Raw genomic sequence first — 20,862 nt, 5'->3', positions numbered from 1 at the left:
TGACCTTGCCGTACCACCCGCACACCTGCCCCGGCGTCTGCTCGAAGCCGTACAGGGCCGCCGTCGACGCCTACGACCAAGCGACCGCCGCCTACGAGACCGCCCGCGCCGCCTACCCTGCCGTGCTCGCCGCCTGGCACACCCCCCTCCTCCACCCCGCCCCGCCGGTCCCGCCCGCCCCGGTCACCATCCGGCCGTACCTCGGCGACCCCATCTGGCACCCCGGATGCGTGAAAAGCATCCGCGCCGCGCTCGCCGAACTCGACGACCTCGCCTCCCAAGCCCAAGCCGAGGTCGACGGCCACCGCGATGCGGGCGCCCGCTACGGCAAGACCGGGTTCCACCTGAAAACCAGCGCGCCCTCGCTCAGCCCAGTCACCGACACCCTCGACGAGCTCTACGGGACCCTCCTCGAAGTCGAAGACCACTGGCGGGCCGCCCGCCGCTACCCGAACCGGCCACCACGCACCCGCGGAGGCCAGGCCCGCCGGCTGACGATCGCGTTCCTCCTCGACGAGTTGGATTTGATCCTCGCCCACCCTGGCTCCGTCGAGTTCGGACACGCCACCCTCGCCTGGCAGCGGCGCCTCCGCACGCTGACGAAGTCGGACCCGCCCGCCCGCCGTTCCCCGATCCGCTGCCCCCGCTGCTCCGAACGCCAGATCCGGCGGAAGGACGACGGCTACTACGAATGCGGGTCCTGCGAGAAGCTCATGAGCCAGGCTGAGCATGACCGGGAGTTCGCCGAGCAGGCCGAAGAGCAGGAGGCGCACGCATCATGACGATCACCCGTAGCGTCGGCGCCGACGCCGAAGACGGCAAGCAGGGCATGACGCTCGACGAGTTGGCCGCGTTCGTGCAGGAAGCGATGCGCGCCGGAGTACCCGGTCAGGCCCGCATCCGCGCCCGCGTCAACTTCACCGCAGGCATCAAGAGACTGGAGACCAGGTGACCGACACCCGCCCGACGCCGGGCTTCGCCGCCCCGAACCCGCGCATCGCCTACCTGGAGAAAGAACTCCGCGAAGCGACTGATGGCCTGGTCTGCCTCACCTACCTGCTCGGCGGCGAAGTCGTGGTCACCGCCGAACTCCGCGCCGAGGTCGCCGCCCACCGCCCCGAGCTGAACATCATCGCCTCCGACGGCGGACACACCTACCGGCTGGAGGCGGTCCGGTGACCGGCGAAGCCCCCATGCTCGGCCATGTCGTCGGCGGGAACCTCAGACGGCTACGCCGCGCCTCAGCCCTTACCCAGCACGAAACCGCGCGACGACTCCAAGCCGTCGGCGTCCGCTGGACGCGCAGCCAACTCGCCGCGATCGAGGGAGGCCATCGGGAGTCCATCGACGTTGGTACCGCTGCTCTGGTGGCGCAGGCGTTTGGCGTTCCCACGGTGGAACTCTTCTCCGGCGACGGCCCGGTGAGCCTCGGCCCGGACGCCACCTGGACTCTCGGCGCGCTCCGCGACACGTTCACCGGAACCGTCCCGGGCGGCCCTGAAATCTCCGCCCGCGCCCGCCGAGCAGCTCAGGCGGTCACGGCACCTGACCAGGCCGACCGTGATCTCTCCGCGCGGCTCAGCGTCCCGCTGGAAAAGGTAGCGGAGGCGGCTCGACTGCTGTGGGGGCAACCGCTTCAGGCCGAGCGTGACCGGCTAATCAGGGAGATGGAGCCGATGACGGACGCCCAGCGGAAGACCCGGCGCGGTCACATCACCCGCCGCCTCACCCGTGCGGTTGAGGGCAAGCTGGAGACCCGGTGAGCGGCGACGACCCGCAGTGGGCGAAAGACCTCCGTGCCGCTGCCGAGAAAGCGGCGGAAGCGTTCGGCCAGGTCGGCCACGTTCTCGTGGCGCAGGAGGCGATGGGGTGGATGTACCGGGGCGACCTCGCCGCCGCCCGCCGGGCGGTCGCGAAACTGCCCGCCGACAAGCTTGCTGAACTGTCCACCGCAGCCGCCGCGTTGGCGGCGGTCGCCGACGAGGAGATGGCCCGCCATGCCCAACCCTGACGACACCTTGGCCGCGATTGACGACGTCATCACCTGGCACGGCAGCGCCGACGCCATGGAGTGGACCGCCGACGAGCCGAAACAGCCCGACCTGCTGCCCGGGCTCACGGCGATCGTCGACGCCGCGTCGACGCCGCCCGGCCCAGCCCCGAAGCGGTCCGAGCGTTCGCCGAGCGGGTCACCGCCAGCATGCAGGCGTTCACGGAAGCAATCCGCCCCGTCGCCGAGCAGATAGCCCGCACCGCCCAGGCGCTCGCCGCGTCGCCCATCTGGCAGGACCTCGCCGACTTCGCCAACAGCCCCGAGGGGCGGGCGTACATCGAGGCCGTCGAGTGCGGCGAGATCGAGCCGGATCCGCCGTCCTGCCACTGCTGGTGCCAGGTCTCCCACAAGCCTCAGCAAGGCATCTGCGAGCACGCCGCCGTCCACAAACTCGTGCGGGTCTCACCCACCGTCGGCCAGGTGAACATCCCTGTGTGCGGGCCGTGCCGGGACGCGCAGATGGCGGAGGCGCGGTGAACACGGCGTGGAACTTCCTCCGCACGAGAGCCCAGTTCTGGTGGGAGGCCGCCCGCGCCTTCGTCGCGATCGAGAGGATTCTGTCGGTCCCGATCTGTAGCCTGCCCCCATGTCACAGCCAGATAGGACTCTCCAGGTCCTCGTAGACACCGTTGACGACATCAAGACGGGGATCAGCATCACCCTGATGGTCAACGGCACGCTCATCACTGGCGAACTCATCTCCGCTGAGGAGTTCGCCGGTAACGTCGCCCAGCAGATCAACAGGGCGCATAACTTCACCTCTCCTGACACCAAGGGGTTCGACATCATCTTCGAGCACATGGGCCAGGACGCCACCGCGCGACGCGAAAAGGCTCAGGCCGACCTGCTCGCCAACGACGACAGCCTCGACCCTGAACCGGCAGAATTCCTGCACCTGCGGAACGCGCACCCGATCACCGGCTCCACCGTGCCCGGCGGAGACGGCGCATGGTGGCGCATCCGACTCGCAGACGTCGGCGGATGGTCCTGCAGTCAGATGTCGACCCAGAGGTAGGCCGCGAAGAAGCCCCCGCCGGGCCCCGGCGGGGGCCGAAGAGGGGGCAGCCGACGAAAACCGTGCACCGGTACTCTCGCAGCTCGCCCAGGCCCTCGTGTCCGCCGTAGTCCAGGCCGTCCTCGCCGACCCGCAGGGGCAGCGGCGAACGTAGCCGGACACCGCCGAGCCCCAGTCGCGCCACGAGCTTCACGGCTCTGACCTGCGCATTAATATCCGTGAGCGTCGAGCTGTCACCCTGGAAGGGACCTCCGGGTCATCCCCCTACGAAACTCTGGAGATACCCCTATGACATGGGAAAACCGGGACTTCCCCGTCCTCAAGGCCATCGTCGCCCTCTCCGACGAAGGCGACGGCCGCGTCGAATGGCGATCCATCGTCGAGCGCACCGGCATCGGCGAGGAGGAGGTGCAGCGCGCCATCAGGGCGCTCTCCCAGGAGGAGCCCGCCTTCTTCGACTTCACCGACACATCGAGCCAAGCGCGCAGGGAAATCGGCCTCGTCTACGACGTCACCGGCCACGCTCGCCGCACCGTCGGCACCTGGCCCACCCCTGAAACCCTCGCCAAGAAGATCATCGCCGAACTCCATGCCGCCGCCGAAGCCGAACCTGACGAGGAGAAGCGCAGCCGCCTCAAGAAGACTGCCGACTGGTTCGGAACCACCGGATGGAGCGTCATCCTCGGCGTCGCCGGCAACGCCGTCTCCAAGAGCATCGGGATATAGGAAGAACATGATGTAGGCCGTGAAGTCCCCACGCTGAGGGCTTCACGGCCTGCTGCTGCCTGGGAGAATGGGCGCATCATGCTCGACACCCAACCCCTCCCCGTCGACGTCCTCCCATGCCCCAGCGGCGACGTCATCCTCATCCCCCGCGGGCTCCTCGCCATCCGCCTCACCCCGACGCAGCAGCGGGAACTCGCAGCCCGGTTGCCCGCGCTCGGCGTACCGGCGGAGAAACTGCGCTGACCTGCACGCCCGTCGTTCTATGACAGCCGACTGGTGAAATATCCGGACCTGTGTAACACTTTGCGCAGCAGAACACGTATGCCCTCTCGCCCCAGGCGGAGGGCATTACGCGTTTCCAGGGGGTGAACCATCGACCCCGAGGACGCTGATCCCGTCACCGCGCAGGCCGCCGCCGCCCGCCTCGGCAAGAGCCCGATCACCATCCGGCAGTGGGCGCGCCGCTACGACGCCCGCCAGCTCGGCCGGCCGGGGCGCGCCGTCTACTACGACTACGCCGACCTCGCCGCCATCGACGGCTACATCCACCGGGGGGAGCCCGTCCCGGACACCCCTGAGGAACGGGACCGGCTTCGCGAAGAGCGGCGTGACGCCTACCGCAACGCGGCCTGAGGCGCCCGCGCGGCAACCGTTGGCGTCTGCCCAACGGTTGCCCATGACCTGCCGCCCATCATCACCCTCTGACCTGATCCCCGCCCCGACCTGCTTGGAGGGTGACCCCACATGCCCACCGCCCACGACACCGTGCGGGCCACCACCCACTGGAAGGTCGACCGCTTCGACGCCGACCAAACCGCATGGGTGCAACGCCGCAGCGGCCTGGTCGCACCGACTGTCGCCGACTTCGCCCGAGCCGGAGTCCAGCCGTACCTGACCACCGAAGTGCACGGCAACCTCGCCACCACCGCCGGACTGACCCGCCTCACCTCCCTGCTCACCGCGGGCGGCGGGCAGGCGATCGTCGCCACCAGCGCCCGCATCGGCGTCGGCAACGGGGTCGGCACCGCCGCCGTCGGCGACACCGACCTATCCGCCTCCGCAGGCAGTTCGAACCGCTGGTTCCAGATCCTCGACGCCACCTACCCGCAAGTCTCCGGCGGCGTCCTCACCCTGAAGGCCACGTTCGGCGGCAGCGACGCGAACCATGCCTGGAACGAATTCGGAGTCGACATCGGCGCCCCCACCGTCACCAGCGGCGCCACGGTGAACGCGACCCTGTTCAACCACAAAACGTCGATCGCCCAAGGATCCAAGGCGAACGGGCAGACATGGGCCGCCACCGCCAACATCTCCTTCGGATAGATCATCATGCAGTGGCCCATCCCGCAGTACCCCACACGGGTCGCCGTCGGCTCACAGGTCAACCTCGCCTCGTCAGGCTCCGCCAACACCAAAGGGTCGTACCTCACCCTGTTGTCCGGCTTGCCAACCCCCGTCGGGTGGATCAACATCGGCGTGCTCTCCTCCAGTCTGGGAGCCGGAGACCGCGCCATGATCATGGACCTGGCCGTCGGCGGCGCAGGGTCCGAAACGATCATCGCCGCCGACATCGTGTGCGGAAACCGCCTCAACACCTCACTGTGCTTCCCATTGCACGTTCCCGCTGGCGCCACTCTGCGAGCCCGGATCGCCACCGCGCTGACGAGCCAGATCATCCCCACAACCGCTACCGCGTTCATGGCGGAACCGGACTCCGGGATTTCCATACCGAGTCGGATTACGTCTTACGGCACGGCGCCCGCCTCCTCCGGCGGCACGACGATCACCCCGTCCGGCACCGCCAACGTCAAAGGCAGCTGGGCGCAGCTCACCGCGTCAACAGCTCGGCCGATCCACGCGCTGATGGTGATGGTGCAAGGCAGCACCAGCACCCACCTGGCGGGCAGCTACGCCGTTGACATCGCGGTAGGCGGGTCGGGATCCGAAACGGTGATCATCCCCGATCATTCGGTTGCCGTGGACACCAACGAGTACGTTCAGCCGATGTCGCCGGACTTCTACCCGCTGTCCATGGGCATTCCGGCCGGGGTGCGACTCGCTGCCCGGTGTGCGGTAACCACCGGCAGTGTCGCAACACCGGTCGAGGTCGCCGTCTACGGGTTCACCTACTGAGAAGGGGCGCGCCATGTTGACAATCACCGCGTCCGGCACCCAGTCCGCGACCGTCGGCACCGAACACACGCTAACCACGCTGACCGGCGCGAAAACCTTCACCCTGCACGTCGACACCAACGCCATGTCGCACGGCTCCGGCACCGCCGACGAGCTGGAGCTGCGCATCAAGGCCAACGTCCTGTCCGGCGGCACCGAGCGGGTCGTCTACCTGGCCACGTTCGTCGGAGCCCAGGACATCCCCATCAAGATCAGCCTCCCGGTGCCAGTGCCGCAGACGGCGACCGTTACCCTCAAACAGACCGCGGGGACCGGCCGGTCCTACCCGTGGGCGGTCACCACCCCCGACTGATGGCCCGCTACCGCGACCGGACCATTCCCCGGTCGGGCGACGCCGAGCGAACCCTCTCTGACACCGTCACCGTCACCGACACGCTCACCGTGCAGCGGGAGATCTCGCTCGTCGACACGGTGACGGTCACCGACACGCTCACCGTCACCGTCACCGTGCCGCTCACCGACACGGTCACCGCGCTGGACGGTCTCGGCGGCGGCGTCCCCATCGACCTCGCCGACACCGCCACCGTCACCGACGACCTGACCGTTGTCCCCGCGCCGGTACTCACCGACACGGTCACCGCCACCGAGACGCTCGCCGTGTCGGCCGCCGCCGGCCTGGCCGACACGGTGACGGTCACCGACGGCCTGACGTACATCGAGATCATCCCCAAGAGCCTCGCCGACCACGTCACCGTCACCGACAGCCTCCGCGCCGCCGAGGTCCGCGACCGCGACGTGGTCGCGCTGCCGCTGCACCGCAGCTGGTCGTCCGGCCCCCCGACCCTCTGAGCGACGGGAGGTGCGTGGTGGGCCCGTCCATAACGATGCCGTGGCAGTCCAAGGAGTATCTGAAACCGCCGATCGGAGGCCCGGCGGACCTGGCGACTCTGCCCGTTGCGGTGGCGTTACTGCCAGCTGGCCAAGACCCCGTCCCCGGCGACTGGCTTCCTGCCGAGTGGATCGCCGAGGGCGGTCAGCTCAAGGCGATGATCCTCATCGGCTCCGGCACGCTGCTGCCGCTCACTAAAGGCATCACCTACCAGGTGTGGGTGCGCATCACTGCCGAGCCTGAGATTCCGGTGCTGAAGCCCGGCACCGTCTACGCCAGCTGAACCCCTCACCCTTGTCGCCGTCCGCCGGGCGGCTCCCCATCACGCCCCGCCCGGAGGTTCCTCATGCCGTTCAACAGCGCGTCGAAGAACGTCATGCTCGACGCTCTCGACGAGTCCGCAACCCAGATAACGCACATCGGCGTCCACGCGGTGACGGACCCCGGTACGAGCACCAACGCCCTCTCTGGTGAGGCGACCGGCGGATCCTACGCCCGCCAGGCCGTCACCTGGGCCGCCGCCTCAAGCGAGCAGAAGGCTAACAGCGCCTCCCTGTCAATCCCCGTCCCCGCAGGCTCATACGCGTTCCTCACCTTCTGGAACGCCTCCTCCGGTAACACGGGCAACTACCGCGGCTACGCCCCCATCAACTCGACGGTGAAGGGGTTCGGCACGGTCGACGCGGCGGGCATCACGTCCGACGCCATCCAGTCCGCCGCCCACGGCCTCGTCGACGGCGACAGGGTGATGCTCTTCAACGTCTTCAGCGAGAGCCTCCCCGCTGGACTGGCCGAGGGCACCATCTACTACGTCGTCAGCGGCACGACCGACACGTTCGACGTGTCCCTCACCCTCGGCGGCGCCTCCGTCAACGTGACCGGCCAGGGCGAGGTCTTCTTCCAGAAGCTCATCCCCGAATCGTTCGGCGCGCCCGGCACCATCACCGTCGACGGCGGCGCCTTGGTGCTCGACAACACCGGCATCTGACGCCTGCTCCTGGCCGACCACACCACACCCCCGAAGGACCTTCGTGCTGCTGCCGCGTGTTCGCCGCCTTGTCATCGCCGCCGTACTGGCGCTCATCGTCTCCGCCGTCACCTCGCCGAGTTCCGCTCGCGCGGACTCGGAGTGCCCGGCGCTGACCGTCACCGTGGCCACGCCTGGCCAGCTCGCTGCGGCGCTGGCCGCCGCCCAGCCGGGCGACGTGATCAGCCTGCAGGACGGCGTGTACGACGGGAACTGGGCCGCGAGCGTCTCGGGTACGGCCGAGGACCCGATCTGGCTGTGCGGTGGCCCAGGAGCGCAGCTCACCAACGACGGCCATCAGGGCAGCTACGCGCTCCATTTGAACGGCGCCTCCTACTGGCGTCTGAACGTCGTCACCGGCGGGCTCTTCGCGAACGTCTCCTGTACTCCCTGACCTCTGCACCGCTCCTTCTGCGCCGTGACGTTCGCCTGCACGCCGGGAGGTGTCAGTGGCGTCGCTCAGCAACTCCTTCGAGGGCGGGGTCGACGCCACCCCGATCTCCACCGGCAACTCCGGCGGGGCGTCTGGTGACGCGTGGGGCGCGGTCACTATCGACTCCGGCGCCACCCTGGAGTACGACACGGCGTACGCCGCGCACGGCACCGTCTCCGCCCGGGTCGCGACCGCCGCGTCCGGGTCCGCCTACCTGGCGTGGACGTCCGGCGTGTCGGCCGCCACCGTGTGGCACCGCGCTTACGTCCGTTGCACCGGCAACCCAGGCGCTCAGATGAGCATCCTGCGGATCCTGTCCAGCTCGAACGGCATCATGGGCACGGTCCGCATCAACACCAACGGCACCGTTGGCATGCTGTACGGGGGCGGCACCCTCGGCGGCACCAGCACAACCACGATCCCCGCAGGCGCCTGGTGCCGTATCGAGGTCAGCTTGACCGCCGGCACCACCACCGGCGCCATGTCCGCACGGCTGTACGTCACCAGCCCCGACGGCACCACCGCCGACGAAACCCTGTCCGTGTCGAACGTCAACACCGGAGCCGCCAATCCGGCCAGGTTGCGCGTCGGCGTGGTGACGAACACCGCAAGCGTCTCCGCGTTCAACATCGACGACGTCGCGAGCAGCGATGTCGGCTGGATCGGCCCCGCCGCCAGCACCGCCCCCACCGCCACCGGCACGTCTCACGCCGCCCCCACCGCGACCGCCGCAGCCGTCAAACACGTCGCTGTCACCGCTACCTGCTCTGCTGCCGTGACCGGCCGCGCCTCAGCATCCAAGAACATCCCTGCAGCGGCGACGAGCACGGCTGCGGCGGACGTTACGGCGATAGCGGCGAAGGCAGCCCGCGCATCCGGCCTGGCCACACTCCTGTCCGCCGCGTCTTCGGTGACCGCCAAGCACGTGACCACGGCAGGCGCCGCCACCTCGAGCGCGACCGCCCGCGCGGTGGCGGCGAAGTCGGCCGCCAGCAGCGGCGCCGTGTCCACGCTGGCGTTCTCCTCCGGCGTGGTCCGCAAGACGGTGCCCGTAGCCGGGACGTCCTCCTCAGCGGTGTGGGCGCACCACTCGCAGGCCAGCGCCAGGGCGGTCACCGCGTCTTGCACCGCAGCCGCAGGCGCGTACGGGGCCGCAGCCAAGACGGTTACCACGTCGGGAGTGGCGGCGGCTGCCCCGCAGGCGTACGCGACCGCAGGGAAGGTCGCCCCGGCCACGGTGACCGGCATCTGCTTCGCCTCGCCGGGCTCCTACGCCACCGCAGCCAAGACCAGTCCGGCGGCGGCGCACGCCTACGCCGTCGCCCTGGCGGGGAGCGGCACAGCCAAGCGCGTCGGCGTCACGGCGGTGTGCCCAGCCCATGCGGGCAGCAGCGCCACGGCGGCGAAACGTGTCGCGGTCACGGGCGCCTGCTGGGGGCTCTTCTCCGCCTGCCACTCGCAGATCATCGCCCGCGCCGTGTCCGCCTGGTGCTGCGCGGCGCCGTACGGGCACGCGGTGTCGGCGAAGACCGTCACGGGCGGCGGGCGGGCCTATGCGGCGCCGTACGGCCGCGCGGTCGCTGCACACGTGTCCGCCGCCTCTGCCAGCTCCACCGCCGCCTCCTGGGCGGCCAGCTGCACCGGTAAGACCGCCATGGCCACCGGCCGGGCTGCCCTCGCGGTAGCCGCCATGGCCACAGCGCGCCGGGTGGTGTCGGCGAGAACCGTCAGCCACGCAGCGGCTTTTGCTCAGGTGACGCTCGGCGGGCTCGATCTGGTCGACATCCCCGCCTCGGTCGGCCCGCCCACCCTCGTCTGGGGATCGGTCAGCCCGCCCGCCCTCAACTGGATTGCCGGCCCACCACACGTCGGGAGGTGACCGGGTGGCGCACATCCCCACGAGCAGCAACGAGGACATCCGTGTGTTCTGGGGGGTTGGCTTGGTTGGTCTCCCAGCGGGCATCGCCATCATTTCCCGGACGTCCCCCGAGGCGGAGCCGGTCGACGGCGACTACATCGCCGCCGCCTGGGAGGACGGCGCCACTGGGTGGGCGTCCATCCACATCGGCCCCGGTACGCCTCACACCTATACGCCGGGCGAGTACGTGGTGTGGACCCGCCTCACCGCAGGCACCCGCAAACCGGTGCGCCGGTCCGGGCTTCTCACGGTCGGCGTGCTGTCATGACCGTGACAGCGCCTTCCCCGTGGGAGATCGCAGCTGCCCGCTTCCAGCCCCGCACCCGGCGGTGGGCCACCCCGGGCGCCCTGGCCGCCGAACTCGACCCGACGACCGTGCAGACCCCGGCGCTGGACCTCATCGACGACGAACTCATTGCGGTCGCCGATGGGCGTGAGGACCGGCTCATGGTGTTCATGCCCCCGCAGGAGGGCAAGAGCGTCCGGATCTCGCACCGGTTCGTTGAGTGGCTCCTGGTCGAGAACCCGGACCTGCGGGTCGGCATCGTGTCGTACGCCGACGAGATGGCTCGCCGGTGGGGCAGCGACATCAAGCTCGATGCCCAGACGTTCGACGGCGCCGACGAGACCACCGACCTTGGGCTACGCCTGCGTGCCGACTCCCGGGCCGCTGGCCGGTGGCAGATCGAGGGGCGAAAGGGCGGCGTCTACTGTGTTGGCGTCGCCGGCGCGCTGACCGGCAAGCCGATCGACGTCATGGTCATAGACGACCCCATCAAGGACTTGGAGCAGGCGCAGTCGGCGGTTTATCGGGAGCGCGCCTGGCGGTTCTGGCAAGCTGTCGCTGTGCCTCGCCTTGGCCCAGGGGCGCGCGTCGTTCTAATCCAGACTCGATGGCACGAGGCCGACCTCGGCGGGCGGCTGCTCGCGCAGAACCCCGAGCGCTGGCGGGTCGTCTCGATCCCGGCCATCGCCGAGTCCGAGGATGACCCGCTCGGCCGCCGGATCGGCGAACCGATGACCTCCGCCCGCGGAGATCGGGACTGGGCCGCGATCCGCCGGGACGTCGGCGAGTACGTGTGGGCTGCCCTCTACCAGCAGCGCCCGCAGCCGGCCGACGGCGGCCTCTTCAAACGAGCCGGCCTGCGCCACTGGGTGTCGGGCGGCGAGCAGCGGCTCCGGCTCGGCGACCGCATCGTGGACCTGCGCGACTGCTGGAAGTTCCTCACCGTCGACCTCGCCGCCAGCGTGAAAACGTCGGCGGACTACACGGCGGCTGCGGTGTGGGCGATCGGCCCGGCCGGCGACCTGGTCATGCTGGACGGGATCCGGGAGCGCCTCGACCCGGCCGGCCACTGGCCTGCGGTGCGGGGGCTGCGCGAGCGCTGGTCGGCGGACGTGGTGTTCGTCGAGTCCCGCATGTTCGGCACGACCCTCGTCTACGAGGCCGCCCAGGGCGGGGTGCCGGTGCAGGAACTCCACGCCGACGCAGACAAGGTCACCCGGGCCCTTCCGGCGACCGCGCGCGCAGACTCCGGGCGGCTGTGGTTCCCGCCGCTGGACCGAATGCCCGAGGTGGCCGATTGGCGGGACGAGCTGCTGGCCTTCCCAAACGGCGTGCATGACGACTGCGTGGACGTGGTCGCTTACGCCGCCCGGGTGGCGGGAGCGCACTGGCTGCCCGCGGAGACTGCGTCGCTGCCGGGCCCCCGCCGTACGCCTGTGGATGACGGGGTGATCAGCCAGGCGTACGCCGCGGCGACCGGCGGCGCAGGCGGCATGGACTTCATGAGCGTCGACTACTGAGAGCAGGGGGTGAGCGGCATGGCCAAGCTGACCCCGATCACCCTGCCCGTCGTGTTGCGCATCGGAGAGTCCGAAGCCGAGATCGGCCGCATCGAAGTGCCGCTCACCGTGAAGATGACGTCCGCCACCCGGGCGCCAGACGGATCGGTGTCCCTGCCCGTAACGGCTGAGACGGACGGGCCGGAGCTGCGCCGCCGTGTCGCCGCCTTCCTCCGTGAGGCCGCCGCCGCATTCGAGGAAGAGGGGCCTGCCGATGGCGATTAACGCCCCCACCCGGGACATCGGCAGCCTCGACGCCGGATACTTCGGCCACCTGTACGCGGACCTGCTGGAGATTATCCCCGACCTGATGTGGCCCACGTCGGTGCAGACGTACGCGCGGATGCGCCACGACCCGCAGCTCACCGCTATCCTCGCCGCCTACACCCTCCCCATCCGCCGAGCCACCTGGGCCGTCGACCCGGCCGGATGTCGGGACGAGGTTGTGCAGCTCGTCGCCGACGACCTCGGCCTGCCGGTCCTTGGCGCCGACAACCGGCCCGGCCCAGCCCGTCGCCGCGGCGTGCGGTGGGCGGAGCACGTCCGCCTTGCCCTGCTCAGCCTCGTCTACGGGTTCGCCCCGTTTGAGCGCCGATACGAGATCAGGGACGGGCTAGCGCGCCTGGTCAACCTGGGGGAGCGGCTGCCGCACACGGTGCGGGCGATCGACATCAACCGGGACGGCACCCTCAAGTCCATCTCGCAGGAGCACGCTGCGGGCGGGCCCATCCCCGCGGATCGGCTGCTGTGGTACGCGCACGAGCGGGAAGGCGCTTCCTGGACCGGGCGGTCGATTCTGCGCGCCTCCTACGGGGCCTGGTTGATCAAACACGAGGTGTGGAGGGTGCACGCCACCTCGATCAGGCGTTTCGGGATGGGGGTCCCTTCCGTTGAAGCCCCGGCAGGCGCGACTCCCGCCCAAGTGACCGAAGCGCAGCGGCTCGCCTCGGCGATGCGCGCTGGCGACACCGCAGGCGTCGGCTTGCCGCCCGGCTTCCGCCTGGCGATCACCGGTATGACCGGGTCGGCGCCGGACGCGATGGAGTTCGTCCGCTACCTCGACCAGCAGATGTCACGCTCCGCCCTGGCCGGCCTGCTCGACCTGGGGGAAACCCGCAACGGGTCCCGGGCGCTCGGCGAGTCGATGCTGGAGCTGTTCTTCCTGTCGCTCCAAGCCGTCGCCGACGAGCTCGCCGACACCGCCACCCTCGGCGCCGCCGTCCCCAGCGTCGACCTGAACTGGGGGGAAGGCGAGCCCGCGCCGCGGATCATCGCCACCGACGTCGGCCAACGCCACGAGGTCAACGCCGAAGCCCTGCAAGCGCTCATCGCGTCCGGCGCGATCACCCCAGACCCGGAGCTGGAAGCGTACGTGCGCACCGCGTGGCGGCTCCCGCAACGCCCGGCCGCTCCACCGCCCCCCGCCTCGGTGCAGGCCCGCCCCCGCAAGACGCGGGCCCGTGGCCGGTCGGTGCGGGCCGCCGGATCGGAGGACGGGCACCGGCAGCTCACCCTCGTTGAAGCCGACTCCGGCATGGACCCGGACGCCATCCAAGCCGTCTGGTCGGATGCCCTCACCCAGCTCCTCGCCGACTGGGCCGGGGTGTCCGCCGCCTGGCGGGACGACCTTGCCGAGCAGATCCGCGGCATCGTTTCCGGCGGAGACCTCGCCGCCCTCGCGAATCTGGTGCTCGACCCGGGCGCCGCGATCCAACTGCTGGGCGCGGCCATGGTCGCGGTTGCCGAGCAGTCGTCCGCCCAGATGGTGGGGGAGGCCGCATCCCAGGGTGTGGAGGTTGACCAGCCGCCCGTCAACGAGTCTCACCTGCTCGACCTGGCCCGCGCACTGGGCGCACTGCTGGCCTCCCAGCTCGCCGGGGCCGGGGCGCGGGAGGCGATCCGGCGGGCGACCGCGGATGCGTCGGGTGAGGACGTCGCCGCCGCGGTGGTCGACCACCTCGCTGGGCTGTCGGATGCGTGGCTGCGCGAGCAACTCGGCGGGGCGCTCAGCGCGGCGCAGTCGGACGGCCGGTTCGCCGTGCTCGACGTGGCGCCGGAAGCCGAATACGCCAGCTCAGAGGTGCTCGACACGAACACCTGCAAGCCCTGTTCTGATCTTGACGGGACCGTGTTCGACAGCCTCGCCGAGGCGAAAGCCACCTACATCACAGGTGGCTTCATCGACTGCGACGGGCGGCTGCGCTGCCGCGGCATCGTGATCGCGATCTGGCCAGAGGAGGCATGATGCCCAACCTCGCCGTGCCCGACCTCCCCGCCCTCGCCACCATCCCCGGCGTCGAACTCGTCCAGGCTGGCCAGTGGGACATCAGCACCGGGCGGGTCACCTTCGCCCCCGCCGACCTCGCTTCCGCAGTCGGCGCCCTCGACTGCCCAGCCGTCCGCAGGCCGGTGCTGAAGCTGGGCCACACCGACCCCCGCTTCGACGGCGAACCCGCCATCGGCTGGATCGACAACATGGGCCTGGTCGACTCCGGCAACACCCTCATCGGCGACTACGCGAGCATGCCCGGCTGGCTCGCCGCCGCCCTGCCCTCCGCTTACCCGGACCGCAGCATCGAGGGCGTCTTCGACTTCAAATGCCAGCTCGGCCACACGCACCCGTTCGTGCTCACCGCGGTCGCGCTGCTCGGCGTCACCGCGCCCGGCGTCGGCACCCTGCAGTCGCTGCAGGACATCGCCGCCCTGTACGGCGTCGCCGCCTCCTCCACCGGCCAGCCCGGCCACGCCGTCTCCGTCCATTGCAAGGGAGCTCCGATGCCCAACCCGCGCCCGGCCGAGGTCGCCGCCGGGGTCACCACCGAGGACGTCCGCAGGGCGTATTACGACGCCGCACCGTGGTCGGTGTGGATCACCGAGTTGCAGGTGGAGCCACCGCAGCTGATCACGATGGACGACGAGACCGGCAAACGGTACCGGGTGCCGGTCGTCGTGGACGGCGACGACGTGACGTTCGGCGACGCCGTCGAGGTGCGCGTCGAGTACGTCGACAAGGGCGACTCGACCCCGGTGGCGGCGTCGTCTGCGGTGGTGTTCGCCTCCCGCGCGGAGTCCCGGCCGGAAGCCTCCACCCCGCTGCCGCCACCTGCCCAGCCTGCGGAGCCGACCCCGGCCACCCCCGCCGACCCGGCGGCCCCACCCATCGTGGTGCCGCCTGCGCCGGAGATCATCCCGACGCCCCCACAGACTCCCCCGGTCGAGCCGGCCGCGGGGCCCACCCCAACCGAAGGAGAGGCCACTATGCCTGCTCTGGACGAGGGCCTGCGTGAGCGGCTCGGCCTGGGCGCCGACGCTGACGAGGCCACCATCCTCGCCGCCGTGGACGAGGCGCTGAACGAGCGCGCCGAACCCACCATCCCCGTCGAGCCGGTCGCCGCCGCGCCCGCGCCGCTGCCCGAGGGCACCGTCGTCATCGAGGAGGCGGTGCTGAACGAGCTGCGCGAGCAGGCGTCCCAGGGCGTCGCCGCCCGCACCCGGCAGCTCACCGAGGACCGCGACCGCGCGATCGAGGACGCCATCCGCGCGGGTAAGACCGCACCCGCCCGCCGTGACCACTGGCAGAAGTCCTGGGCCGCCGACCCCGACGGCACCCGGGACGTCCTCGCCTCCCTGGCGCCTGGCCTCGTCCCCCTGGCCGACATTGGCGAGCCCGGCGGCGAACCTGCCGGTGGCAGCGACATCGACGCCGACATCGACAGCCTGTTCTCCACCCCCGGACGGAGCGCCTGATGAGCGACTACATCCCCGTCTTCACCCCCGCTGACGCCGTCCCTGCCACCACCAGCGCCACCGTCACCGGCGGCCAGCTCCTCGCGGTGTCCGGCAACGGCACCGTCGCCCCCGCCGCCGCCGGATCCGCCGCCTACATCGGCGTCGCCTCCTTCGACGCCGCCAACGGCGCCCGCGTCACCTACACCCCCCGCGGCGTGATCCACGAAAGCATCGCCGACGGCGGCATCACCGCGATGGACCAGGTACAGGCCGGTGCCACCGGCAAGGTCAAGAGCCTGGCCGCCGCCGCCGGAAACGCCGCCGCTGACATCACCGCCGCCCGAGCGGTCATCGGCACCGCCCTGACAACCGCCACGGACGGCAACAAGGTCCGCTGGATGGCCTGGTAACCGAGAGGACCTGACCTAATGCCCGTCTACCCCCCGGCGCCTCCCGGCCTGTCCGGAGACCTGCTCACCATCCACCGGATGCTGCAGTCGCCCGCCCAGATCAGCCGCCGCCTCCGCACCTTCCAAGACCTGCGGTTCGTCAGCGACCAGATCCTGACCCAGAGGTACCGCACCAGCGGCGGTGCCATCCTCTACCAGGTGTCCGAGCCGATCACCAACACCCGGCCCGTCGAAGCCGTGCCGCCTGGGTCGGAGTACCCGCACGACGTCACCGCCGAAGGCACCGCCGCCCTGGCCGCCGTCTCCAAGTGGGGGCAGGCGACGCAGCTGACCGACGAGAAGATCAAGCGCAACGCCAACCCCGGCAACGAGGTTGACCGCGTCCTACGCAAGGTCGTCAACACGATCATCTCCAAGGTCGACTCCATCGCCCTGGCGGCGGTCGCCTCCGCCGTCACGGCGACGCAGGCGGCCAGCGCGGTGTGGTCCGGCACGTCCGCCACTGTGCTGCGCGACGTCGAGCTGGCCGTGGCGAAGGTCATCGACCTGAACCAGGGCTACAAGCCCGACACGCTGCTGCTGTCCACCACCAAGTGGGCGTACATGATCAGCGACGAGAAGGTCGCCAGCCTGCGCAGGCGGGAGGCGACCGACAACCCCATCTACACCGGCGAGATGGACGTCATCGCCGGCCTGAAGGTCGTCACCGCGCCCGCCTCCAGCCTGCCCTCCGACGACGTGTGGATCGTCGACAGCAAGCAGCTCGGCGGCATGGCGGATGAGACCGAGGTCGATGCCGGCTACACCGTCGACACGCTCGCCGTGCAGGTGCAGTCCGAGCGGCTGGCCCGCCGCGACGCCTGGGACATCTGGGGTCGCCGCATCACCGTCCCGGTCGTGCAGGAGCCCGGCGCCGGGATCCGCATCACCACCACCTGACAGGAGGGTTGATCATGGCGAAGCAGTATCAGGTGGTTGGCGCCTGCGTGACCGACATTCCGACCGGCGGCCCGATGGGGCCGACGCGGATCACGCTGTACAAGGACGCGTTCCTGCCGTCGGATGTGCCGGACGACCGGATCGAGCATCTGCTGTCGGTGAAGCTGATCAAGGAGGTTGGTGGGCCGGACAAGCCCGTTGAGCAGACCTCCAGCCCGCAGCCGAGTGGCGACGGGAAGGGCGTCAACGCCCGCTCCTCGAAGGCGGAGCTCGTCGACTATGGCGTCGCCCAGGGCGGCACCCGCGCCGAGTTGGAGGACCTCAACCTCAAGGAACTGCAGGCCCGCTACCTCAAGGGCGCCCAGCAGTAGAGACGTGGCCCGGCCTCGGGGTTCGCCCCCGTGGTCCCGGGCCGGGCCACCACAACAGGATCAGGGGGAGGGGTATGGCTGAGCCGTGGGCGCCGAGCCTGGAGGAAGTCGCCGACCACATCCCCACCCGCACCCGCCCCACCAACGCCCCGCCGGGCGACGACACCCTGTCGATGACGTTCAACGCCTCAACCACCCCCACCGGGGAGCAGGCCAGCCGGTTCATCGACAGCGCCGTCTCCGAAGTCCTCGGCGCCGTCGCCGGCAGGGTCCCCGACACCCCTACTTACCTGCGGGTGCTCGCCCAGAAAGCCGCCGCGCTGCGGGCCGCCGCCGACATCGAGTTGGCATATCCGGATCGGGACGCCGACGTCGACGTGTCCGAACGCCTCGACCAGCGCGCGAAAGACGCCTTGGCCCGTCTGGTGGGCGCGGTCAGCGACGCAGGCTCACCCGGCTCTGAAGGCTCGCTGCTGCCTGTCTGGTCGATGCCTGCACCCTCTCCCTGGCCCGGTGACTACCCCCTGTAGGAGGTCATCGTGGCCGCTGGCGGGCGGGGCTTCCGCCTCGACTTCAATGAGCGCGAGCTCGGCGAGCTGCTGCACGGCAAGGACGGGCCGGTCGGCCGGCTCATGGCCCGGTACGGGGAAATCGTCACCCAGGGGGCGAAACGCCGGGCACCGGTCTCACCGCGCGGGTCCGGCGGTCGCCCGTCCGGCTACCTCCGCAGCAAGATCGGGTGGGAACTCGGCCGCGACGAGATCGGCCTGTACGTCGACATCGCCTCACCCGCACGCACCCCGCAAGGCGAGCCGTACGGCCTGTTCGTGGAGGTCGGGACGAGGCCTCATGTGATCCGGCCGAAGAAGCCGGGCGGCTGGCTGCGCTGGGTCGGCTCCGACGGCAAGGTCCGGTTCACTCGGAAGGTCAACCACCCCGGCACCTCGGCGCAACCGCACCTCCGGCCAGCTCTTGAAGATCTGCGGGGCGCCTGATGCCGTACGTGGTCGCCGTCACCGCCGTCCGAGCCTGGGTCAACAGCCTCGACACCCTCGTCGGCTCCGGTCGCCCGCTCGCCCTCGGCGCTTTCCGGCAGCACCCCCGCTCACCCGGCCACGGCGCCTACGCCCTGCTGTCCCGTATCGGCCGTGCGGCCGGGGATCTGGTCGCCGAGGACACCATCGACAGCCCCCGCATCAGCGCATCCATCTTCGCTGGCACTGACGAGGCGGCGGAGATCGCCGCCGTCGCCTACGCCAACGCCGTCGACGCGCTGCGCGGCGCACCGGCGGTCATGGGTGACGCGCGCTGCCTGGTCGCCGACGACCTGGCTGGGCCGCTGCTGGTCGACAACCACGACTCCGACCGGGAGCAGTACCACTACGTCGTGGATGCCTCCTTCTACGTGCTCTGACCCTTTTAACGCCTGACCTGGAAGGACTCCCCTCATGGCGGCATTGACCACGCAGGTGCTGGTGCCCGGCGGCTCAGCATCCACCCTCACCGCCGCAGCCGGAGGCGGCGACACCTGCACGCCGGGCGACGGCGTGTTCCTGGAGGTCAACAACGCCTCCGGGGCGACGAAGACCGTCATTCTGGCTACGCCGGGCACGGTGGAGGGGCTCACAATTCAGGACCGGTCGGTGCCGGTGCCTGCCGGGGAGCGGTGGAAGATTCCGGTGCCGTCTCGCCTGTTCGCGGGCGCGGATGGCCAGTGCGTGATCACCTACAGTCCGGACGCGACCAGCCTGACTGTCGGCGCCTTCAAGGCCGCCTGATGGCCAGCCGCGCCGCCTCATCGCCGCCGGACGACACCCCGCAGGCTGTACGCGAGGTCGCTCTCTCCGACACCGCCGACGCCACCTCCACCGTCGCCGCCAAGCAGGTCGACGACGAGGCCGCCGCGCCGCCGTACTACATCGCGATCCAGCCGTTGTTCATCGACAACCAGTTCAGTCGAGCCTTCAACCCCGGAGACCGGGTGCCCGTCGACCACGTCGTCCAGTTCGGCTGGGCCGACCTGGTCCGCCGCCCCGAACCCGCCGAGAACACCCCCGTACATGAGCCTGAGACCACGCCCGGCCAGGCCACCAACAGCAAGGACGGTGCCTGATGGCGCGTGGCAAGCCGGAAGCGATCGCACTCGGCCCTGGAAGCCTGTTCACTGCGGTGCTCGGCACCCCCGAGCCGGTGGACCTCGTCACGCCGTGGGCGTCGGTGTCGACGTCCTGGATCGGCCTCGGCTACACCAACGAAGGCTCCAAGGTCAATTACAGCGTCGACAGCGAGAACGTTGAGGTCGCCGAGGAACTCGACCCGATCGCGGTCGCCCTCACCAGCCGCGAACTGACCATCGACTTCGCGCTCGCGCAGATCACCGCCACCAACCTGCGCGTCGCGCTGAACGGCGGCACGATCACCGCCGGATCCGGCATCGTCACCTTCGAACCGCCGGACCTCGGCGAAGAAATCCGCGTCATGATCGGCTTCGAGTCCGAAGACCACACCGAACGGTGGGTGTTCCGCAAGACGCTGCAGACCGGCAACATGGAGATCAACCGCGGCAAGGGTGCGGCCAAGGCCACCATCGGCTGCAGCTTCAAGGCGGAGCGGCCCGCGGGAGCGAAGCTGTTCAAGGCCATCCTCGCCGCCCCGACGAGGCTCTGATGACCAGACGCTCCTACACCTCGCCCGGCCACAAGAAGGCCTCCAACAGCCTCGTCGTCGAGTTCGACCTCGACGGCGTCACCTTCCGGAACGAAGATGCTGCCGCCAGCGTCCTGGACTTCAGCGAGTTCGCCCGGCTGGCCACCATGGGCGTCGACTCGAAAAGCGCGGCAGGCGCTTCGATCATCGCTGAAATCTTCATGATGCTGCTCGGCGAGAGCACCTACCAGCGGTTCCGCGCCCACTGCCGGAGGCATGGCACGGACGATGAGACGCTGCTGGCCATCATCGGGGACCTCATGGAGGAGGCGGGTAACCGCCCTACCGGCAGGCCCTCGGACTCATCCGATGGGCCGCCGACCGCCCCGGCTACTGCGACGGTCGTTTCCTTCTCGCGGGGCACCGTCGAGCAGACGGAGCTACCGGCCCAGCAGCCGAAGGAGACGCCTCGGCTGGTGTCCTACGGCTGAGCGACCTGCCGTTGCCCGACTTCCTCGACGTCGTCCACAGCCTGTGGATCGAGTGGCGCACCGACACCCTGCGCACCAGCATGCTCCTCACCTTGGCCGGGGCGGGCGATGAGTTCGAACCGGACCCGCATGCCGCGTTCGACGACTTGTTCGCTCCCCCTGCCGCCCCGGTCCGCCGGGATTCGGAGGAGCGCAGAGCGATGATCGCCCGCTTCGCCGCCGGATAACCCACGACGC

33 protein-coding genes are annotated in these 20,862 nt (G+C 70.2%); all 33 read left to right on the top strand.

Annotated features, from left to right (window positions below; translation table 11 throughout):
* The first annotated feature begins 5 nt into the window (after positions 1–5).
* The 33 genes from ACSC1Q_RS15225 (at position 6) to ACSC1Q_RS15065 (ending at position 20,852) form a co-directional block, all read left to right on the top strand.
* The gene (locus tag ACSC1Q_RS15225) at positions 6–782 is read left to right on the top strand and encodes a hypothetical protein (RefSeq protein ID WP_436759355.1); all 777 of its coding nucleotides are present in this window, start codon (positions 6–8) and stop codon (positions 780–782) included.
* Complete coding sequence (locus ACSC1Q_RS15220) at positions 779–952, top strand: hypothetical protein (RefSeq protein WP_436759354.1); 174 nt, start codon at positions 779–781, stop codon at positions 950–952. Before ACSC1Q_RS15225 ends, ACSC1Q_RS15220 begins: the two co-directional genes overlap by 4 nt.
* Complete coding sequence (locus ACSC1Q_RS15215) at positions 949–1,179, top strand: hypothetical protein (protein ID WP_436759353.1); 231 nt, start codon at positions 949–951, stop codon at positions 1,177–1,179. The genes ACSC1Q_RS15220 and ACSC1Q_RS15215 overlap by 4 nt, the downstream gene beginning before the upstream one ends.
* Positions 1,176–1,763 (top strand): helix-turn-helix domain-containing protein, encoded by a 588-nt coding sequence (locus tag ACSC1Q_RS15210; RefSeq protein ID WP_436759352.1) that lies wholly within the window; start codon positions 1,176–1,178, stop codon positions 1,761–1,763. Before ACSC1Q_RS15215 ends, ACSC1Q_RS15210 begins: the two co-directional genes overlap by 4 nt.
* A complete protein-coding gene (locus ACSC1Q_RS15205; protein ID WP_436759351.1) occupies positions 1,760–2,011 on the top strand; it encodes a hypothetical protein in 252 nt (83 codons plus the stop codon). The genes ACSC1Q_RS15210 and ACSC1Q_RS15205 overlap by 4 nt, the downstream gene beginning before the upstream one ends.
* Before the next feature lie 189 nt (positions 2,012–2,200).
* A complete protein-coding gene (locus ACSC1Q_RS15200; protein ID WP_436759350.1) occupies positions 2,201–2,530 on the top strand; it encodes a DUF6372 family protein in 330 nt (109 codons plus the stop codon).
* 109 nt (positions 2,531–2,639) lie between these two features.
* Positions 2,640–3,068 carry a GvpU-like protein gene (locus ACSC1Q_RS15195; protein WP_436759349.1) on the top strand — a complete coding sequence of 143 codons (429 nt, stop codon included), beginning with the start codon at positions 2,640–2,642 and terminating at the stop codon, positions 3,066–3,068.
* Between the two features lie 288 nt (positions 3,069–3,356).
* The gene (locus ACSC1Q_RS15190) at positions 3,357–3,794 is read left to right on the top strand and encodes a hypothetical protein (protein WP_436759348.1); all 438 of its coding nucleotides are present in this window, start codon (positions 3,357–3,359) and stop codon (positions 3,792–3,794) included.
* Positions 3,795–3,872: 78 nt separating this feature from the next.
* Complete coding sequence (locus ACSC1Q_RS15185; RefSeq protein WP_436759347.1) at positions 3,873–4,037, top strand: hypothetical protein; 165 nt, start codon at positions 3,873–3,875, stop codon at positions 4,035–4,037.
* Positions 4,038–4,538: 501 nt separating this feature from the next.
* On the top strand, positions 4,539–5,117 hold the full coding sequence (locus ACSC1Q_RS15180; RefSeq protein WP_436759346.1) for a hypothetical protein: 579 nt from the start codon (positions 4,539–4,541) through the stop codon (positions 5,115–5,117).
* Positions 5,118–5,123: 6 nt separating this feature from the next.
* Complete coding sequence (locus ACSC1Q_RS15175; RefSeq protein ID WP_436759345.1) at positions 5,124–5,927, top strand: hypothetical protein; 804 nt, start codon at positions 5,124–5,126, stop codon at positions 5,925–5,927.
* Between the two features lie 13 nt (positions 5,928–5,940).
* Positions 5,941–6,279, top strand: coding sequence for a hypothetical protein (locus tag ACSC1Q_RS15170; RefSeq protein WP_436759344.1), 339 nt, complete (start codon positions 5,941–5,943; stop codon positions 6,277–6,279).
* Entirely contained in the window at positions 6,279–6,776 is a 498-nt protein-coding gene (locus ACSC1Q_RS15165) for a hypothetical protein (RefSeq protein ID WP_436759343.1), read from the top strand. The genes ACSC1Q_RS15170 and ACSC1Q_RS15165 overlap by 1 nt, the downstream gene beginning before the upstream one ends.
* Before the next feature lie 35 nt (positions 6,777–6,811).
* A complete protein-coding gene (locus ACSC1Q_RS15160) occupies positions 6,812–7,099 on the top strand; it encodes a hypothetical protein (protein WP_436759342.1) in 288 nt (95 codons plus the stop codon).
* A 63-nt stretch (positions 7,100–7,162) separates the two neighbouring features.
* Positions 7,163–7,804, top strand: a complete 642-nt coding sequence (locus tag ACSC1Q_RS15155) for a hypothetical protein (protein ID WP_436759341.1) — start codon at positions 7,163–7,165, stop codon at positions 7,802–7,804.
* 43 nt (positions 7,805–7,847) lie between these two features.
* Positions 7,848–8,237 carry a hypothetical protein gene (locus ACSC1Q_RS15150; RefSeq protein ID WP_436759340.1) on the top strand — a complete coding sequence of 130 codons (390 nt, stop codon included), beginning with the start codon at positions 7,848–7,850 and terminating at the stop codon, positions 8,235–8,237.
* A gap of 55 nt (positions 8,238–8,292) precedes the next feature.
* On the top strand, positions 8,293–10,155 hold the full coding sequence (locus ACSC1Q_RS15145; RefSeq protein WP_436759339.1) for a hypothetical protein: 1,863 nt from the start codon (positions 8,293–8,295) through the stop codon (positions 10,153–10,155).
* Between the two features lie 4 nt (positions 10,156–10,159).
* Positions 10,160–10,462 (top strand): hypothetical protein, encoded by a 303-nt coding sequence (locus ACSC1Q_RS15140; protein ID WP_436759338.1) that lies wholly within the window; start codon positions 10,160–10,162, stop codon positions 10,460–10,462.
* The gene (terL, locus tag ACSC1Q_RS15135) at positions 10,459–12,000 is read left to right on the top strand and encodes a phage terminase large subunit (RefSeq protein WP_436759337.1); all 1,542 of its coding nucleotides are present in this window, start codon (positions 10,459–10,461) and stop codon (positions 11,998–12,000) included. Before ACSC1Q_RS15140 ends, terL begins: the two co-directional genes overlap by 4 nt.
* 18 nt (positions 12,001–12,018) lie before the next feature.
* A complete protein-coding gene (locus tag ACSC1Q_RS15130; protein ID WP_436759336.1) occupies positions 12,019–12,264 on the top strand; it encodes a hypothetical protein in 246 nt (81 codons plus the stop codon).
* Entirely contained in the window at positions 12,254–14,284 is a 2,031-nt protein-coding gene (locus ACSC1Q_RS15125) for a phage portal protein family protein (protein WP_436759335.1), read from the top strand. The genes ACSC1Q_RS15130 and ACSC1Q_RS15125 overlap by 11 nt, the downstream gene beginning before the upstream one ends.
* Positions 14,284–15,786 carry a phage protease gene (locus ACSC1Q_RS15120; RefSeq protein WP_436759334.1) on the top strand — a complete coding sequence of 501 codons (1,503 nt, stop codon included), beginning with the start codon at positions 14,284–14,286 and terminating at the stop codon, positions 15,784–15,786. The genes ACSC1Q_RS15125 and ACSC1Q_RS15120 overlap by 1 nt, the downstream gene beginning before the upstream one ends.
* Positions 15,786–16,178: a capsid cement protein gene (locus ACSC1Q_RS15115; protein ID WP_436759333.1), complete on the top strand. Its 393-nt coding sequence runs from the start codon at positions 15,786–15,788 to the stop codon at positions 16,176–16,178. The genes ACSC1Q_RS15120 and ACSC1Q_RS15115 overlap by 1 nt, the downstream gene beginning before the upstream one ends.
* 18 nt (positions 16,179–16,196) lie before the next feature.
* Positions 16,197–17,117 (top strand): phage major capsid protein, encoded by a 921-nt coding sequence (locus ACSC1Q_RS15110; protein WP_436759332.1) that lies wholly within the window; start codon positions 16,197–16,199, stop codon positions 17,115–17,117.
* 14 nt (positions 17,118–17,131) lie between these two features.
* Positions 17,132–17,488, top strand: a complete 357-nt coding sequence (locus ACSC1Q_RS15105; protein ID WP_436759331.1) for a hypothetical protein — start codon at positions 17,132–17,134, stop codon at positions 17,486–17,488.
* A 74-nt stretch (positions 17,489–17,562) separates the two neighbouring features.
* Positions 17,563–18,018, top strand: a complete 456-nt coding sequence (locus tag ACSC1Q_RS15100) for a hypothetical protein (RefSeq protein WP_436759330.1) — start codon at positions 17,563–17,565, stop codon at positions 18,016–18,018.
* A 9-nt stretch (positions 18,019–18,027) separates the two neighbouring features.
* Positions 18,028–18,483: a hypothetical protein gene (locus ACSC1Q_RS15095; protein ID WP_436759329.1), complete on the top strand. Its 456-nt coding sequence runs from the start codon at positions 18,028–18,030 to the stop codon at positions 18,481–18,483.
* Positions 18,483–18,902 carry a hypothetical protein gene (locus ACSC1Q_RS15090; protein ID WP_436759328.1) on the top strand — a complete coding sequence of 140 codons (420 nt, stop codon included), beginning with the start codon at positions 18,483–18,485 and terminating at the stop codon, positions 18,900–18,902. Before ACSC1Q_RS15095 ends, ACSC1Q_RS15090 begins: the two co-directional genes overlap by 1 nt.
* Before the next feature lie 34 nt (positions 18,903–18,936).
* Complete coding sequence (locus ACSC1Q_RS15085) at positions 18,937–19,266, top strand: hypothetical protein (protein ID WP_436759327.1); 330 nt, start codon at positions 18,937–18,939, stop codon at positions 19,264–19,266.
* A complete protein-coding gene (locus tag ACSC1Q_RS15080) occupies positions 19,266–19,601 on the top strand; it encodes a hypothetical protein (protein WP_436759326.1) in 336 nt (111 codons plus the stop codon). Before ACSC1Q_RS15085 ends, ACSC1Q_RS15080 begins: the two co-directional genes overlap by 1 nt.
* Entirely contained in the window at positions 19,601–20,155 is a 555-nt protein-coding gene (locus tag ACSC1Q_RS15075; protein WP_436759325.1) for a phage tail tube protein, read from the top strand. Before ACSC1Q_RS15080 ends, ACSC1Q_RS15075 begins: the two co-directional genes overlap by 1 nt.
* A complete protein-coding gene (locus ACSC1Q_RS15070) occupies positions 20,155–20,625 on the top strand; it encodes a hypothetical protein (protein ID WP_436759324.1) in 471 nt (156 codons plus the stop codon). Before ACSC1Q_RS15075 ends, ACSC1Q_RS15070 begins: the two co-directional genes overlap by 1 nt.
* 11 nt (positions 20,626–20,636) lie before the next feature.
* Positions 20,637–20,852, top strand: coding sequence for a hypothetical protein (locus ACSC1Q_RS15065; protein WP_436759323.1), 216 nt, complete (start codon positions 20,637–20,639; stop codon positions 20,850–20,852).
* Positions 20,853–20,862 lie beyond the last annotated feature (10 nt).

It is taken from the genome of Streptosporangium heterodermiicola (genome assembly GCF_051390675.1).
Classification (GTDB): Bacteria; Actinomycetota; Actinomycetes; order Streptosporangiales; family Streptosporangiaceae; genus Streptosporangium.
Note: the sequence above shows the minus strand (reverse complement) of the source record. Positions and strands in the feature narration are given on the sequence as shown.